This window comes from Streptomyces sp. 150FB, assembly GCF_000818195.1.
Lineage (GTDB): Bacteria > Actinomycetota > Actinomycetes > Streptomycetales > Streptomycetaceae > Streptomyces.
This window is the reverse complement of the sequence record NZ_JTHL01000001.1, coordinates 3,499,264-3,512,724: the sequence shown is the minus strand read 5'-3', so window position 1 is coordinate 3,512,724 and position 13,461 is coordinate 3,499,264. Positions and strand designations below refer to the sequence as shown.

Below are 13,461 nucleotides of genomic sequence, written 5' to 3'. Positions count from 1 at the left end.
GGCCAGCGTGGCAGCCGTCACAGCCAGGGCCGCGGCGATCGAGCGCCGCCGCCTGAGCAGCGCCCGGCGCAGCCGGTCGCGCGAACCGCGCACCCGCAGCGGATCGAAGGACGGCACTCCGCACGGCTCGGGCGCCGTCGAAGCGGAGACAGGAGTGGGGAAGCGGGGGTGCGGCGGCACCGACGGGTCGGGGGCGTGGGGGACGAAGGAACGGGACATGGCAACCACCAGCGGTCGTGAGGAGTTCTGCGGTCGCTCCTCACGATCCACGTTCCGCGAACATCCCGCCGGAGCCTGTGGATGAGCGAGCGATTGTGGATAACTTCCTCACCCGCGAGGGTGGTTACCCGGCCGCTTCGCTCGGTCCGCGCATGGCCCGCCGAGGCTCAGGGCAGTGTGATTCCAGTGTCGATTCCATCCAGCGCGTGGGAGCAGAGACAGTCCCGCGTCTCGCTCGGCTGGAGCTTGCTCACCGCGTCGAAGAGCACGGTGCGCAGGCGGTCGACATTGGAAGCGAAGACCCTGAGCACCTCTTCGTGGGAGACGCCCTCACCCGTCTCGGCTCCCGCGTCCAGGTCCGTCACCAGAGTCATGGAGGTGTAGCAGAGACCCAGTTCACGAGCGAGTACGGCCTCGGGGTGACCGGTCATCCCGACCACCGACCAGCCCGCCGCCGCATGCCACCGCGACTCGGCCCGGGTCGAGAAGCGAGGCCCTTCGACGACCACGAGTGTCCCGCCGTCCACCGGCTCCCAGTCCCGCCCGCGCGCCGCGGCGAGCGTGGACTTGCGCCCCTCGGGGCAGTACGGATCGGCGAGCGAGATATGGACGACCTTCGACGCGCTTCCGTCCGGCAGCGGCAGACCGTCGTAGAACGTCTGCTCGCGTGCCTTCGTCCGGTCCACCAACTGGTCGGGGACGAGGAGCGTGCCCGGGCCGTATTCGGGCCGGAGTCCACCCACCGCGCAGGGACCGAGCACCTGGCGCACGCCCACGGAGCGCAGGGCCCACAGATTGGCGCGGTAGTTGATGCGGTGCGGCGGAAGGTCGTGGGAGCGTCCGTGCCGGGGCAGGAAGGCCACCCGCCGGCCGGCGACCTCTCCGAGGAAGAGGGAGTCGCTGGGAGGCCCGTACGGGGTCTCCACTTGAACCTCGGTCACGTCCTCAAGAAAGGAGTAGAAGCCCGAGCCACCGATGACACCGATCTCTGCGTTCGACATGCCGAGAAGACTAGACGAGCCATGGCAAGCACCAAGGCCCCAGCCGTGGAGTACGGCGGGGCCCTGGAGAGACGAAGGAGACGCGAAATCAGGCGGCGGAAGAGCCGCTGGATCCGCTTGAGCTGCTCGACGAGCTCGAACTCGAACCCGATCCCGAGCTTGATCCCGAGCCGGAGCCCGACGAACCCGAGGAGGAGTTCGACGACGAGGACGAAGACGAGCTCGACGCCGGAGTCTTGGAATCCGACGACGAAGCCTTCGTACCCGAGGTGGTCGAGCCCGCGGTGGCCGGCGCGCTGCTCGAAGAAGAGCCGCGGCTGTCATTGCGGTAGAACCCGGAACCCTTGAAGACGATGCCGACCGCTGAGAACACCTTCTTCAGGCGTCCCTCGCAATTGGGGCACACGGTGAGGGCGTCATCGGTGAACTTCTGCACCGCCTCAAGGCCCTCGCCACATTTGGTGCACTGGTACTGGTAGGTCGGCACTTGCTCCTCCTGGCACTCTCACTCAATGAGTGCTAACGACGCTCCATACTGACGTATTCCGAGCGATCAGTCCACTGTCACCGGCACGCGGTGACCCATTCCACGCGCGGCTATACGCCCCGAGTCCGTCGGAGCCAGCCGTGAGCGCAGGGTCAGAAGGGTCGCCAGTGCCAGGGCGGTGCCCGCCAGCGGCACCATGAATCCGGCGCTCGCCCCATGCGCGTCGGCCAGTTGTCCGGCGACGGTGACCGCCGCCGCCTGTCCCAGGGCCACCGCTCCGGTCAGCCAGGTGAAGGCCTCGGTGCGGGCAGAGGCCGGCACCAGCGATTCGACCAGCGTGTAGGCGGTGATCAGCGCGGGCGCGATACAGAGCCCGACCAGCAGCCCCAGCCCGGCGAGCAGCGGCACGGAGTGCACGACCCAGAGAACGGAGGTGGCCAGCGTCAGACCCGTATACCCGACCAGCAGCCTGCGGCGCGGGCCGGTCTTCCAGGCGACGGCACCGCACACCAGCCCGGCGAGCATGTTGCCGGCGGCGAAGATCCCGTACAGCAGACCGTTCGCACCCGGGCTGCCGATCTCCTCGGCGAAGGCGGTCAGCGAGACCTGCATACCGCCGAAGACCGTGCCGATGCCGAGGAAGGCCACGGCCAGCACCCGTACGCCCGGTTCGGACAGGGCGGACGCGCGCGGGGACGCGGGCCCGGAGCCCTTGCCACGGGTGTGGCTCGGCTGCGGCTGGGTAGCCCGCTGAGCTGCGAAGAGCAGCCCGCCGCCCAGCGTCAGCACCGCCTCGGCGACCAGCCCGGCCGCCGGATGCACCCCCGTACACAGTGCGGTCGCGATCACCGGACCGATGACAAAGGTGAATTCGTCCGTCACGGACTCGAAGGCGGCAGCCGTGCCGAGCAGCGGTGAGGCGCCCTCCGGTCCACGGCGGTCGCCCAGCGTGGCGGCCCAGCGCGCCCGCACCATCGGGCCGATCTGCGGGACCGAGGCGCCGGTCGGCACCGCGGAGGCGAACAGCGCCCACAGCGGGGCGCCCGCCAGCGCCATCGTGATCAGCGTCACCACGGACACCGTGTGCAGCAGCACGCCGGGCACCAGCACCGTCCGCTGACCGAAGCGGTCGGCGAGCTTGCCGCCCTGGGGTGCGCACAGCGCCATGGAGACGCCGATGACGGCGGCGACCGCGCCGGCGCTCCCGTACGAGCCGGTGGTGTGCTGGACCAGCAGCACCGTGCCGATCGTCAGCATGGCGAAAGGCTGCCGGGCGGCGAAGCCGGGCAGCAGGAACGTCCAGGCCCGGGGCGTACGCAGCAGTTGGCCGTAACCCGCGCGGGCGGCTCCGGCCCCCGAGGTGTCCCCGGTGGTGTCGACCGTGTTGTGGGACACGGTCCTTGCCTTTCTGCCGCCTGGTAGCGCGCCCCGGTGTGCGGGGGCAGCCGAGAGCTGTCCTCTTGCGCGGAACTGCGGTAGATGCCGGGCCCTCACGGGGCGCCACGGCCGCCATACGGTCGCGCCAGCTCTGCGTCAGGCAGAGTTGGTCATCGGTTGGTCGTCAGTTGTTCGTCACTGGTGATCATCAGTGACCTTCATCGTACAGGCACGTGCGTGACGAAGCCTGGGAAACACCAAGGCTTCGTCACCGAGCCCTGCGATTGCTAGACGCCCGCGCCCGTGTTCGTGTTCGAGTTCCGCGTATTCGCGCTGGTGCCCAGCCAGCCCGCCAGCTTTCCGCCCTGCGCGACGGCCCGCAGACGCTTCTCCGCCGCGTCGCGTACCGGATCGGTCGTCACGACCAGCAGTTCGTCGCCCCGGTGCAGCACGGTCGACGGCAGCGGTACGAAGCTCCTCTGGTCGCGTACGACCAGGGTCACCGCGGCCCCGGCCGGCAGCCGCAGCTCGCCGACCTCCACCCCGTGCATCTTCGACCGCTGGGGGATCGCCACGGACAGCAGATGGCCGCGCAGCCGTTCGAGTGGCGCCGACTCGATGCCCAGATCGGCGGCCTCGGAGGCGTTGCCGAGCCGCAGCGCCTTCGCCAGCCAGGGCAGCGTGGGCCCCTGCACCAGCGTGTAGACCACGACCAGGACAAAGACGATGTTGAAGATCCGGCGGCTGCCCTCGACGTCCGACACCATGGGAATGGTCGCCAGGATGATGGGCACGGCCCCGCGCAGCCCGGCCCAGGACATCAGCGCCTGTTCCTGCCAGGGGATCCGGAAGGGCAGCAGGCTGATCAGTACCGCGAGTGGCCGCGCGACAGCCGTCAGGACAAGGCCCACGATCACCGCCGGCCAGAAGTCGTCGCCGAGCTCGTGCGGGGTCACCAGCAGCCCGAGCATGACGAACATGCCGATCTGGGCGATCCAGCCGAGTCCTTCGGCGAATCCGCGGTTGGCGGGTGCGTGCGGAAGCTTGGAGTTCCCGAGCACCATCGCCGCGATGTAGACCGCGAGGAAGCCGCTGCCGTGCACCGTGGCGCCGACCGCGTACGCCGACACGGCGATGGCCATGACGGCGATCGGGTAGAGGCCGGAGGCCGGCAGCGCCACATGGCGCAGGCCGAAGGCGCCCAGCCAGCCCACGATCAGCCCGACGAAGACGCCGATCAGCAGTTCCAGCGCGATCTCGCCGACCAGCACGTACCAGTGCTCCACCGGCCCCGAGGCCGAGAGCGCGACGACCATGATCACCACAGGGGCGTCGTTGAACCCGGACTCCGCCTCCAGGGCGCCGGTCACCCGGGACGGCAGCGGCACCTTGCGCAGTACGGAGAAGACGGCCGCTGCGTCCGTCGACGAGACGACGGCGCCGACGATCAGTGCCTGTCGCCATTCGAGATTGACCAGGTAGTGCGCGGCGGCTGCCGTGACCCCGACGCTGACCCCGACCCCGACGGTCGAGAGCGCGATCGCGGCGGGCAGCGCCGGTCTCGCCTCTTTCCACTTCGCGCCGAGGCCGCCCTCGGCCAGGATGACCACAAGCGCGGCGTAACCGATGACCTGCGTCAGTTCCACATTGTCGAACTTGACGTTGAAGATGCCGTCCTGGCCTATCGCGACCCCGATACCGAGGTAGAGCAGCAGGCTGGGAAGCCCGCTCCTTGATGAGACCCGTACTGCGACGACGGCGATCAGCAGCACGAGTGAGCCGATGAGCAGGAGTTCATTGAGCTGGTGGACAGTCAGCGGCCGATCCTCTCCCTCGCGCTTGCCGGATCGTTCCTCCGGCAGCGGTTACTTCGTTACCTTACCTAATCTTTAACGTTTTCTTGACGCGTTCGATCGTCAGTGCGACCGAAGTGACCGAAATGTGCGCAAGGTGTGACGATCGTCTCCGCAGTCCAGCGCGATTCGCTGCTTCATCGCCCTCTCGCGACCTCGTTGCCGCCCCGCCGCTGCCCAGTCCCCGCCCGGTCGCCGCCGCGCCGTCGCCGTGGAGCGGCTCAGTGATCGTCCGCAGGACCGCACTACGTGACACCGCGTCCGTACGGGGGAAGCGCTGCGCCTATGGTTGCTCCAGCATTCCCAGGACCACCCTGCCCCTCGAAGGACAGCGATGCCCGCCAACACACCCCCACCTTCCGGCAAGAAGAAGGGGCGACGCGCCCGTCTGATCGTCATCGTGCTCGTGCTGGCGCTTGTCGCGGGTGTCGGCTACGGCGCGTACTGGGGGGTCAGCACCGTACGCGCCTCCCTGCCCCAGACCACCGGGTCGCTCCAGCTCAAGGGCCTCTCGGGCCCCGTCGACGTCAGACGCGACAGCTACGGCGTCCCGCAGATCTACGCCAACACCGATCAGGACCTCTTCCGGGCCCAGGGCTTCGTACAAGCGCAGGACCGCTTCTACGAGATGGACGTCCGGCGTCATATGACCTCGGGCCGGCTCTCCGAGATGTTCGGCAAGAGCCAGGTCGACACGGACGCCTTCCTGCGCACCCTCGGCTGGCGTCAGACGGCGCAGAAGGAGTACGACACCGAGCTGTCGGCCCAGACGAAGAAGAACCTCCAGTCGTACTCGGACGGCGTCAACGCCTATCTCGAGGGCCGTGACGGCAAGGACATCTCCGTCGAGTACGCGGCGCTGAACTTCACCAACGACTACAAGCCCGCGAAGTGGACGCCGGTCGACTCGGTGGCCTGGCTCAAGGCGATGGCCTGGGACCTGCGCGGCAACATGCAGGACGAGATAGACCGTTCGCTGATGACCAGTCGGCTCAGCCAGAAGCAGATCGACCAGCTCTACCCGGCGTACCCGTACGACAGGAACAAGACCGTCGTACAGGAGGGCGGGGTCAACGAGGCGACCGGGAAGTTCGACCCGGACACCGTGCCCTCTGACAACGCGGGCAGCGGTGCGGGAGCGGATACCGGCGACGGTACGGGCACAGGCACCGGCGGCTCGGACACCGGCTCGGACACAGGCACAGGCACAGGCGCCGGCACCGGAGCAGGCACGGGTGCGGGAACAGAAACCGGCACCGGGATAGGCACGGACTCCGCCGGCACCGAGACCACGGGCGGCGTCACCGCCTCCGACGCCACCCAGAACCTGGACTCCCAGCTCACCTCCCTCTCCAACACCGTCGACGACATCCCCCAGATCTTCGGCCCGGCCGGCAGCGGCGTCGGCTCGAACTCCTGGGTCGTCTCCGGCAACCTCACCACCACCGGCAAGCCGTTGCTCGCCAACGACCCGCACCTCGCACCCCAGTTGCCCTCCATCTGGTACCAGATGGGTCTGCACTGCCGCAGCGTCTCGCCGACCTGCCAGTACGACGTGGCGGGCTACACCTTCTCCGGGATGCCGGGCGTCATAATCGGGCACAACCAGGACATCGCCTGGGGCTTCACCAACCTCGGCGCCGACGTCACCGACCTCTACCTCGAGAAGGTCGACGGCGACTTCTACCAGTACGGCAAGGGCAAGAAGCGCTTCACCGTCCGCAACGAGACCATCAAGGTCGCGGGCGGCCCCAGCAAGAAGATCGTCGTACGGTCCACCAATCACGGCCCCGTCGTCTCCGACAGAAACTCCGAGCTGGCGAAGGTCGGCGACAAGGCGCCCGTCGACAACGCGGCCCCCGACCGCGGCGACGGTTACGCCGTATCCCTGGAGTGGACCGCGCTCCAGCCGGGCAAGACCATGGACTCGGTCTTCGAGCTGGACAGAGCCTCGGACTTCACGTCCTTCCGCAAGGCGGCACGCGACTTCGACGTCCCCTCGCAGAACCTCATCTATGCCGACACCAAGAACAACATCGGCTACCAGGCGCCGGGCAAGATCCCCGTACGCGCCGAGGGCGACGGCTCGATGCCGGCCCCCGGCTGGGACCCGAAGTACAAGTGGTCGGGGTACATCCCGTTCGACAAGATGCCGTACGAGTACAACCCGAAGCGCGGCTACATCGTCACCGCCAACCAGGCGGTCGTGGACCCGAAGGCCGAGCCGGACCTCCTGACGACCGACTGGGGGTACGGCACCCGCAGCCAGCGGATCACCGATCTCATAGAGTCGAAGACCAAGGACGGCGGGAAGATCTCGACCGACGACATGCAGACCATGCAGATGGACAACAGCAGCGAGATCGCCAAGGTGCTGATGCCCTATCTGCTGAAGATCGATGTCTCGGATCCGGCCGTCCGCGAGGCCCAGAAGCTGCTCGAAGGCTGGGACTACACCCAGGAACCCGACTCGGCGGCCGCCGGATACTTCAACGGGGTCTGGCGCAATGTCCTCAAGCTCGCCTTCGGCAACAAACTGCCCAAGGAGCTGCGGGCCAAGGGCGACTGCCTGAACGTGCCGCGCGCCGACGACACGGGCCCCCTCGACGACCAGGGCCAACTGGTACGGGAGTGCGGCGAGCGGGACCCCGACTCGGCGCAGCCGGACGGCGGTGACCGCTGGTTCGAGGTGGTGCGCGACATCGTCAAGGACCCGGACAACGCCTGGTGGACCAGCGCGCCCGACCGTAACGACGGCGCGACCAAGACCCGCGACCAGCTTCTGCTGCGGGCCATGAAGGACGCGCGCTGGGAGCTGACGGCCAAGCTCGGCAAGGACGTCTCCACCTGGAGCTGGGGCCGGATGCACCAGTTGGAGCTGACGAACCAGACCCTCGGCACCAGCGGACCCGGCTTCCTGAAGACCATGCTCAACCGCGGACCGTGGAATCTCGGCGGCGGCGAGGCGGCGGTCGACGCGACCGGCTGGAACGCGGCGGGCGGGTACGACGTGATCTGGGTTCCGTCGATGCGGATGGTCGTCAACGTCGGTGACTGGGACAAGTCCCGCTGGATAAATCTGACGGGCGCCTCGGGGCACGCGTACAGCGCGCACTACACCGACCAGACCGACAAGTGGGCGAAGGGCGAGCTGTTCACCTGGTCCTTCAGCCCCAACGCGGTGGAGCGCAGCACGACGGACACGCTGCAACTGAAACCCTGAGCGGTCCGGTCCGGTTCGATCCGGGGGCGGGTGTGATGGGGGCGCGCGCCCCCACCACACCCGCCCCCGGCGTATTACGGCCGCTCAAGCCCCTCTGGCTCGCCTGGCGCCTCTGGGTACCCGCCGAAGCGCCGGACGCCCGCAGGGGTCACCACCGCCCGTACGGGCCGGTCGTGCGGCTCCTCGGGGACCCGCTCGACCACCTCGTGGTCGTACAGCAGGACGGCGAGGGCGGGCGTGGCGCCCGCCGCCTCCAGCCGGCCGAGCACCCGGTCGTAGGAGCCACCGCCGCGCCCGAGCCGCATCCCCCGGCCGTCCACGGCGAGTCCGGGCAGCAGGACGGCCTCGGCGTCCAGTACGGCGTCCACGCCGAGCCGTTTGCCGTCCGGCTCCAGCAGGCCGCGCTTGGCTGGTACGAGGTGGCCGGGGCCCTCGTACACCGCCCAGTCGAGGTCGTCGTCCGCCCGCAGCACCGGCAGCAGGACGCGTACGCCGCGCGCCCGCAGCGCGTCGAGCAGCGCGCGGGTGCCGGGCTCGCGTCCTACGGATACGTAGGCGGCGACCGTACGGGCGTTCACCAGCTCCGGCAGGCCGAGCGCCCGCCCGGCGAGAGCGGCCTCGGCCTCCCGCGCCTCTTCACCGGACAGCAGGCTTCTGGCGGTGATGAGTTCACGCCGCGCCATGGTTTTATCGGTCATCTCTTCCCTCACCGGGCATTCCGAACCTCTTGCGGGGAGGCGGTGGTTGGACGAGGAGCGCACCGCACTCCGGGTGACATTTCGCTACTTATGGTAATTTTTGTCTCGCGCCGCGTGACTGCTGGGGGCGGGAGCACCTCCCGGGAACGGACCCGGAAAGACCCGGAACCACTCGGGAGCACGGGTCACTGTCAGACTCGCATGCGAACGTGAAGACCGGGTGCCGGACTTCCGGACCTGGCTCCGCAGTGACGTCACCGAGGAGATGTAGCACTTTGAGCAGCACGGCAGAATCGGCACCGGCCTCGGACCAGGATCAGCTCTGGACGGTCGAGGGTCACCTCGCGGACATCCTCGCCGCCGTCCGTCCGCTCGCCCCCATCGCGCTGCAACTGCCCGACGCGCAGGGCTGCGTCCTGGTCGAGGACGTCACGGTGGCGGTGTCGCTGCCGCCGTTCGACAACAGTTCCATGGACGGTTACGCGGTCCGTACGGCCGATGTCGCGGGCGCCACCGAGGAGTTCCCCGCCGTGCTGACCGTCATCGGCGACGTGGCGGCGGGCTCGGGCGCGCTGCCCGAGGTCGGCCCGGGGGAGGCGGCCCGGATCATGACCGGCGCGCCGCTGCCGCCCGGCGCCGAGGCCGTCGTGCCCGTCGAGTGGACCGACGGGGGTACGGGGGAGGGCCCGGCGACGACGATGCGGCCGGCCGGTGAGAGCCTCGCCGGTTCGAGCGGCGAGGTCCGGGTCTACCGCTCGGCGCAGGCGCGCGCCCATGTCCGCGCGCGCGGCAGCGACGTGCAGGCGGGCGACCTGGCCCTGGAGGCGGGCACAGTGCTGGGCCCGCCGCAGATCGGGCTGCTCGCCGCCATCGGGCGGGGCACGGTGCGGGTACGCCCGCGCCCGCGCGTGGTCGTCCTGTCCACCGGCAGCGAACTGGTCCAGCCCGGCGAGGAGCTGGGGGAGGGCCAGATCTACGACTCCAACAGCTTCGCGCTCACGGCGGCCGCGCGGGACGCGGGCGCCATCGCGTACCGCGTGGGGGCGGTCACCGACGACGCCGAAACGCTCCGCGCGACCATCGAGGACCAGCTCATCCGCGCCGACCTGGTCGTCACCACCGGAGGCGTGAGCGTCGGGGCGTACGACGTGGTCAAGGAGGCGCTGTCGTCCGTGGGCGACGCGGACGAGGAGGGCGGCGGCGTCGACTTCCGTAAACTCGCGATGCAGCCGGGCAAGCCGCAGGGCTTCGGCTCGATCGGCCCCGAGCACACCCCGCTGCTGGCGCTGCCGGGCAATCCGGTCTCGTCGTACGTGTCGTTCGAGCTGTTCGTACGGCCCGCGATCCGCGCCCTGATGGGCATGGAGAAGGTCAACCGCCCGACGGCCAGGGCGAGACTGGTGTGCGACAAGGCGCTGTCGTCGCCGGCGGGCAGGCGCCAGTTCATGCGGGGCAGGTACGACGCGGCGGCGGGCACCATCAGCCCGGTCGGCGGCGCCGGATCGCACCTCGTGGCGGCCCTCGCGCACGCGGATTCGCTCATCGTCATCCCCGAGGAGGACACCACGATCGAGCCCGGCACGGAACTCGACGTGGTCCTGATCGGCTGATCATCACGGGGTGGCGGTACCGTGTCTGCCCACACAGGCCCGGCAGGGCCCGGATCGGGAGCGCCACAGCAATGACTGTGTTTTCCCGGGGGGAAACCCCCGGACACCCTCAGCAAACCAGCCTGACGCATATCGACGAGTCGGGCGCGGCACGCATGGTCGACGTCTCGGCGAAGGACGTCACGGCGCGTACCGCGCGGGCGAGCGGGCGGGTGCTGGTGTCGCCGCGCGTGATCGAACTGCTCAGGGGCGGGGGAGTGCCCAAGGGGGACGCCCTCGCCACGGCCCGTATCGCGGGCATCATGGGCGCGAAGCGGACCCCGGACCTGATCCCGCTCTGCCACCCGCTCGCGGTCTCCGGTGTCACGCTCGACCTCGCCGTCGCGGACGACGCGGTGGAGATCCTGGCGACGGTGAAGACGACGGACCGCACCGGGGTCGAGATGGAGGCGCTGACCGCTGTCTCGGTGGCGGCGCTCACCGTGGTCGACATGGTGAAGGCCGTCGACAAGGGAGCGGTCATCACGGACGTACGGGTCGAGGAGAAGACCGGCGGGAAGTCGGGCACGTGGACCCGCGACACGGCGGGGGGCACCGAATGAGCGCCGCTCCGGCGGGCGGCCAGGGTTCGGGCGGCCCGGGTTCGAGCGGTTCGGCTGCTCCGGGTTCGAGCGGCTCGTCCGGCGGCTCCGGCCCGTATCGCGCCCTGGTCGTCACCGCCTCGAACCGCGCAGCCGCGGGCGTCTACTCCGACACGGGCGGTCCGATCCTGGTCGAGGGCCTCACCGCGCTCGGATTCGAGACCGAGGGACCCGAGGTGGTCCCGGACGGCGACCCGGTCGAGCGGGTCCTGCGCGCGGGGGTGGCCGCCGCGTACGACGTCATCCTGACGACCGGCGGCACCGGCATCTCGCCCACGGACCTCACCCCCGAGGTCACCGGACGCGTGATCGACTACCAGATCCCCGGCATCCCGGAGGCGATCCGCGCCGAGGGAGCGGCCAAGGTCCCCACGGCCGCCCTCTCCAGGGGCCTGGCCGGTGTGGCGGGACGGACCCTGATCGTGAACCTGCCGGGCTCCTCCGGCGGGGTACGCGACGGGCTCGCCGTACTCGGCCGGCTGCTCGTCCACGCTGTGGACCAGCTCCACGGCGGCGATCACACCCGTACCTCCGGATGACCCCCGCCTGGCCGGTGGCGCTCGTGGACGGCGATGTCGTCCTGCGCCCGATAAGACTGCGCGACCAGAACGCGTGGCGCGATGTGAACCGGCGCAACCGCGACTGGCTGCGCCCCTGGGAAGCGACCATTCCACCCCCCGCGCCCGGCGCGCCGCCCGCGCGCCGTCCCACGTACCGCCAGATGGTCCGCCATCTGCGGGCGGAGGCCCACGCCGGGCGGATGCTGCCGTTCGTCATCGAGTACCAGGGGCGGCTCGTCGGGCAGTTGACCGTCGCCGGGATCACCTGGGGCTCGATGTGCGCCGGGCACGTCGGCTACTGGGTCGACCGCGAGGTCGCAGGCCGGGGCGTGATGCCGACGGCGGTGGCGCTTGCCGTGGACCACTGTTTCCGCAGGGTGGGACTGCACCGCATCGAGATCTGCATTCGCCCCGAGAACGGCCCGAGCCGCCGGGTCGTCGAGAAACTGGGATTCCGCGAGGAGGGGCTGCGGCCCCGCTATCTCCACATCGACGGCGCCTGGCGGGATCATCTGATCTTCGTTCTGACGGCGGAGGACGTGCCGGAGGGGCTGGTCCGCCGCTGGCACCAGGCGCGACCCGGAACGAGCAGAAAATAAAATAAGTGTTCGAAATTGATCGGCGTATGACCATCACCTGATCCGATCAGTCACAAAAAAAGTCCTTGATATCAGCCAGATCGTGCGACACACCGGCTCAATTGGCCGATGCGCTCGCGCCAACCCCTCTACGGTGTGAACCGTGAGCAGCAGCGGCCTGATCTACGCAGTCATCGTCGGGGCCTGGGCCGCCTATTTGGTGCCGATGTGGCTCCGCAGGCAGGACGAGCTCAATGAGGCACGCCCGACGGAACGCTTCAGCACCGCCATCCGGCTGCTGTCCGGAAGGGCGGCCATGGAGCGTCGTTACGCCAAGGAGCTACAGGAACGCGCCCCCCAGGAGGCGGGGTCCGACGCCGGACCGGACGTGCGCACGGAGTCGATGAGCTCCGTCGACGTCCGGGGTTTCGCCGCGTCCAAGGCCCTGACCGAGGCGCGGATGGAGATCCCCGCCCCGGCCCTCCCCGACACCCCCGCCGGTGGACTGCCCCAGGCGTCCGCCCCGGACGCGCCCCGCCCCGCGCGCCGGCGCCAGAACCCGGAACGCCCCCGTACGGCCCGGCCCACCCGCGCCGCGGCCGAACGCGCCCGGCGCGCACAGCGCTCGCAGGTCCTAGCGCGCCGTAGGCGTACGACGGTGATCCTCTTCCTGGCCTTCACGCTGGGCGCGGTCGTGGCGGCCGTCGGCGGCCTCGGCCTGCTCTGGGCCCCGGCGGCCCCTGCCGTGCTGCTCAGCGCGTACATCGTGCACCTGCGCGCCAAGGAACGGCACCGCTTCGCCTTCACCATGGACCGCCGCAGGGCGGAGGCGGCCGCCCAGCGGCTCCGTGAGAACCGCCCGCGCCGCCACCAGCCCTCGACGCCCGCCACGGCGGACCAGGACGACGACCCCGAACCCCACCCCGAGCCGGAACCGGTCCCTTCGGTCTCCCCGCAGGAGGCCGGCCGCCGCGCCCTGGTCGAGCAGACGGACCACGCGGAGTGGGTCGACCAGCAGCGCGAGCACGGCCCGACACGCGGCGACAGTTGGGAGCCCGTCCCCGTACCGCTCCCGACGTACGTCACGGCCCCGGTGGCCCCCCGGGCCACGAGCGGCGTCGAGGTGAGCGACCCGGAGACCTGGAGCGCCTCCCGCTCCTCCACGGCCGAACCCACCCCGCCCCCGCCGACGGCGACCCCCACCCCGCCGGCCC

General features: G+C 70.1%; 11 protein-coding genes and 1 pseudogene. 6 read left to right on the top strand and 6 right to left on the bottom strand.

Features of this window, described 5'->3' with window-relative positions; translation table 11 throughout:
* The 5 genes and pseudogenes from QR77_RS43555 to QR77_RS14920 form a co-directional block, all read right to left on the bottom strand.
* Nucleotides 1-219, bottom strand: a pseudogene (locus tag QR77_RS43555) (hypothetical protein); the annotation flags it as partial.
* 167 nt (nucleotides 220-386) lie between these two features.
* Nucleotides 387-1,220 (bottom strand): S-methyl-5'-thioadenosine phosphorylase, encoded by an 834-nt coding sequence (locus QR77_RS14935; RefSeq protein WP_040022241.1) that lies wholly within the window; start codon nucleotides 1,218-1,220, stop codon nucleotides 387-389.
* A gap of 88 nt (nucleotides 1,221-1,308) precedes the next feature.
* Nucleotides 1,309-1,707 carry an FmdB family zinc ribbon protein gene (locus QR77_RS43550; protein ID WP_040022239.1) on the bottom strand — a complete coding sequence of 133 codons (399 nt, stop codon included), beginning with the start codon at nucleotides 1,705-1,707 and terminating at the stop codon, nucleotides 1,309-1,311.
* Nucleotides 1,708-1,773: 66 nt separating this feature from the next.
* Nucleotides 1,774-3,102: an MFS transporter gene (locus tag QR77_RS14925; RefSeq protein WP_040022237.1), complete on the bottom strand. Its 1,329-nt coding sequence runs from the start codon at nucleotides 3,100-3,102 to the stop codon at nucleotides 1,774-1,776.
* Between the two features lie 269 nt (nucleotides 3,103-3,371).
* On the bottom strand, nucleotides 3,372-4,901 hold the full coding sequence (locus QR77_RS14920) for a potassium/proton antiporter (protein ID WP_078876687.1): 1,530 nt from the start codon (nucleotides 4,899-4,901) through the stop codon (nucleotides 3,372-3,374).
* A 370-nt stretch (nucleotides 4,902-5,271) separates the two neighbouring features.
* Between QR77_RS14920 and QR77_RS14915 the strand changes: the two genes are divergently transcribed.
* Nucleotides 5,272-8,160 (top strand): penicillin acylase family protein, encoded by a 2,889-nt coding sequence (locus QR77_RS14915; RefSeq protein ID WP_052488756.1) that lies wholly within the window; start codon nucleotides 5,272-5,274, stop codon nucleotides 8,158-8,160.
* 74 nt (nucleotides 8,161-8,234) lie between these two features.
* Here the strand turns inward: QR77_RS14915 and QR77_RS14910 are convergent, their stop codons facing one another.
* A complete protein-coding gene (locus QR77_RS14910) occupies nucleotides 8,235-8,858 on the bottom strand; it encodes a 5-formyltetrahydrofolate cyclo-ligase (RefSeq protein ID WP_052488755.1) in 624 nt (207 codons plus the stop codon).
* A gap of 275 nt (nucleotides 8,859-9,133) precedes the next feature.
* Between QR77_RS14910 and glp the strand changes: the two genes are divergently transcribed.
* The 5 genes from glp to glpR all read left to right on the top strand — a co-directional run.
* Nucleotides 9,134-10,468: a gephyrin-like molybdotransferase Glp gene (gene glp, locus QR77_RS14905; RefSeq protein ID WP_040022234.1), complete on the top strand. Its 1,335-nt coding sequence runs from the start codon at nucleotides 9,134-9,136 to the stop codon at nucleotides 10,466-10,468.
* A gap of 71 nt (nucleotides 10,469-10,539) precedes the next feature.
* Nucleotides 10,540-11,070 (top strand): cyclic pyranopterin monophosphate synthase MoaC, encoded by a 531-nt coding sequence (gene moaC, locus QR77_RS14900; protein WP_078876686.1) that lies wholly within the window; start codon nucleotides 10,540-10,542, stop codon nucleotides 11,068-11,070.
* Nucleotides 11,067-11,648, top strand: coding sequence for a MogA/MoaB family molybdenum cofactor biosynthesis protein (locus tag QR77_RS14895; RefSeq protein ID WP_078876685.1), 582 nt, complete (start codon nucleotides 11,067-11,069; stop codon nucleotides 11,646-11,648). Before moaC ends, QR77_RS14895 begins: the two co-directional genes overlap by 4 nt.
* On the top strand, nucleotides 11,645-12,268 hold the full coding sequence (locus QR77_RS14890) for a GNAT family protein (protein WP_040022233.1): 624 nt from the start codon (nucleotides 11,645-11,647) through the stop codon (nucleotides 12,266-12,268). Before QR77_RS14895 ends, QR77_RS14890 begins: the two co-directional genes overlap by 4 nt.
* A gap of 142 nt (nucleotides 12,269-12,410) precedes the next feature.
* On the top strand, nucleotides 12,411-13,461 hold a 1,051-nt coding region (gene glpR / locus QR77_RS14885), incomplete at its 3' end, for a gephyrin-like molybdotransferase receptor GlpR (RefSeq protein WP_040022232.1).

Coding starts and splice junctions, on each gene's coding strand:
- QR77_RS14935 (WP_040022241.1), bottom strand. CDS start 1,220: ATGTCGAACGCAGAGATCGGTGTCATCGGTGGCTCGGGCTTCTACTCC.
- QR77_RS14915 (WP_052488756.1), top strand. CDS start 5,272: ATGCCCGCCAACACACCCCCACCTTCCGGCAAGAAGAAGGGGCGACGC.
- QR77_RS14910 (WP_052488755.1), bottom strand. CDS start 8,858: ATGACCGATAAAACCATGGCGCGGCGTGAACTCATCACCGCCAGAAGC.
- moaC (WP_078876686.1), top strand. CDS start 10,540: ATGACTGTGTTTTCCCGGGGGGAAACCCCCGGACACCCTCAGCAAACC.
- QR77_RS14895 (WP_078876685.1), top strand. CDS start 11,067: ATGAGCGCCGCTCCGGCGGGCGGCCAGGGTTCGGGCGGCCCGGGTTCG.
- QR77_RS14890 (WP_040022233.1), top strand. CDS start 11,645: ATGACCCCCGCCTGGCCGGTGGCGCTCGTGGACGGCGATGTCGTCCTG.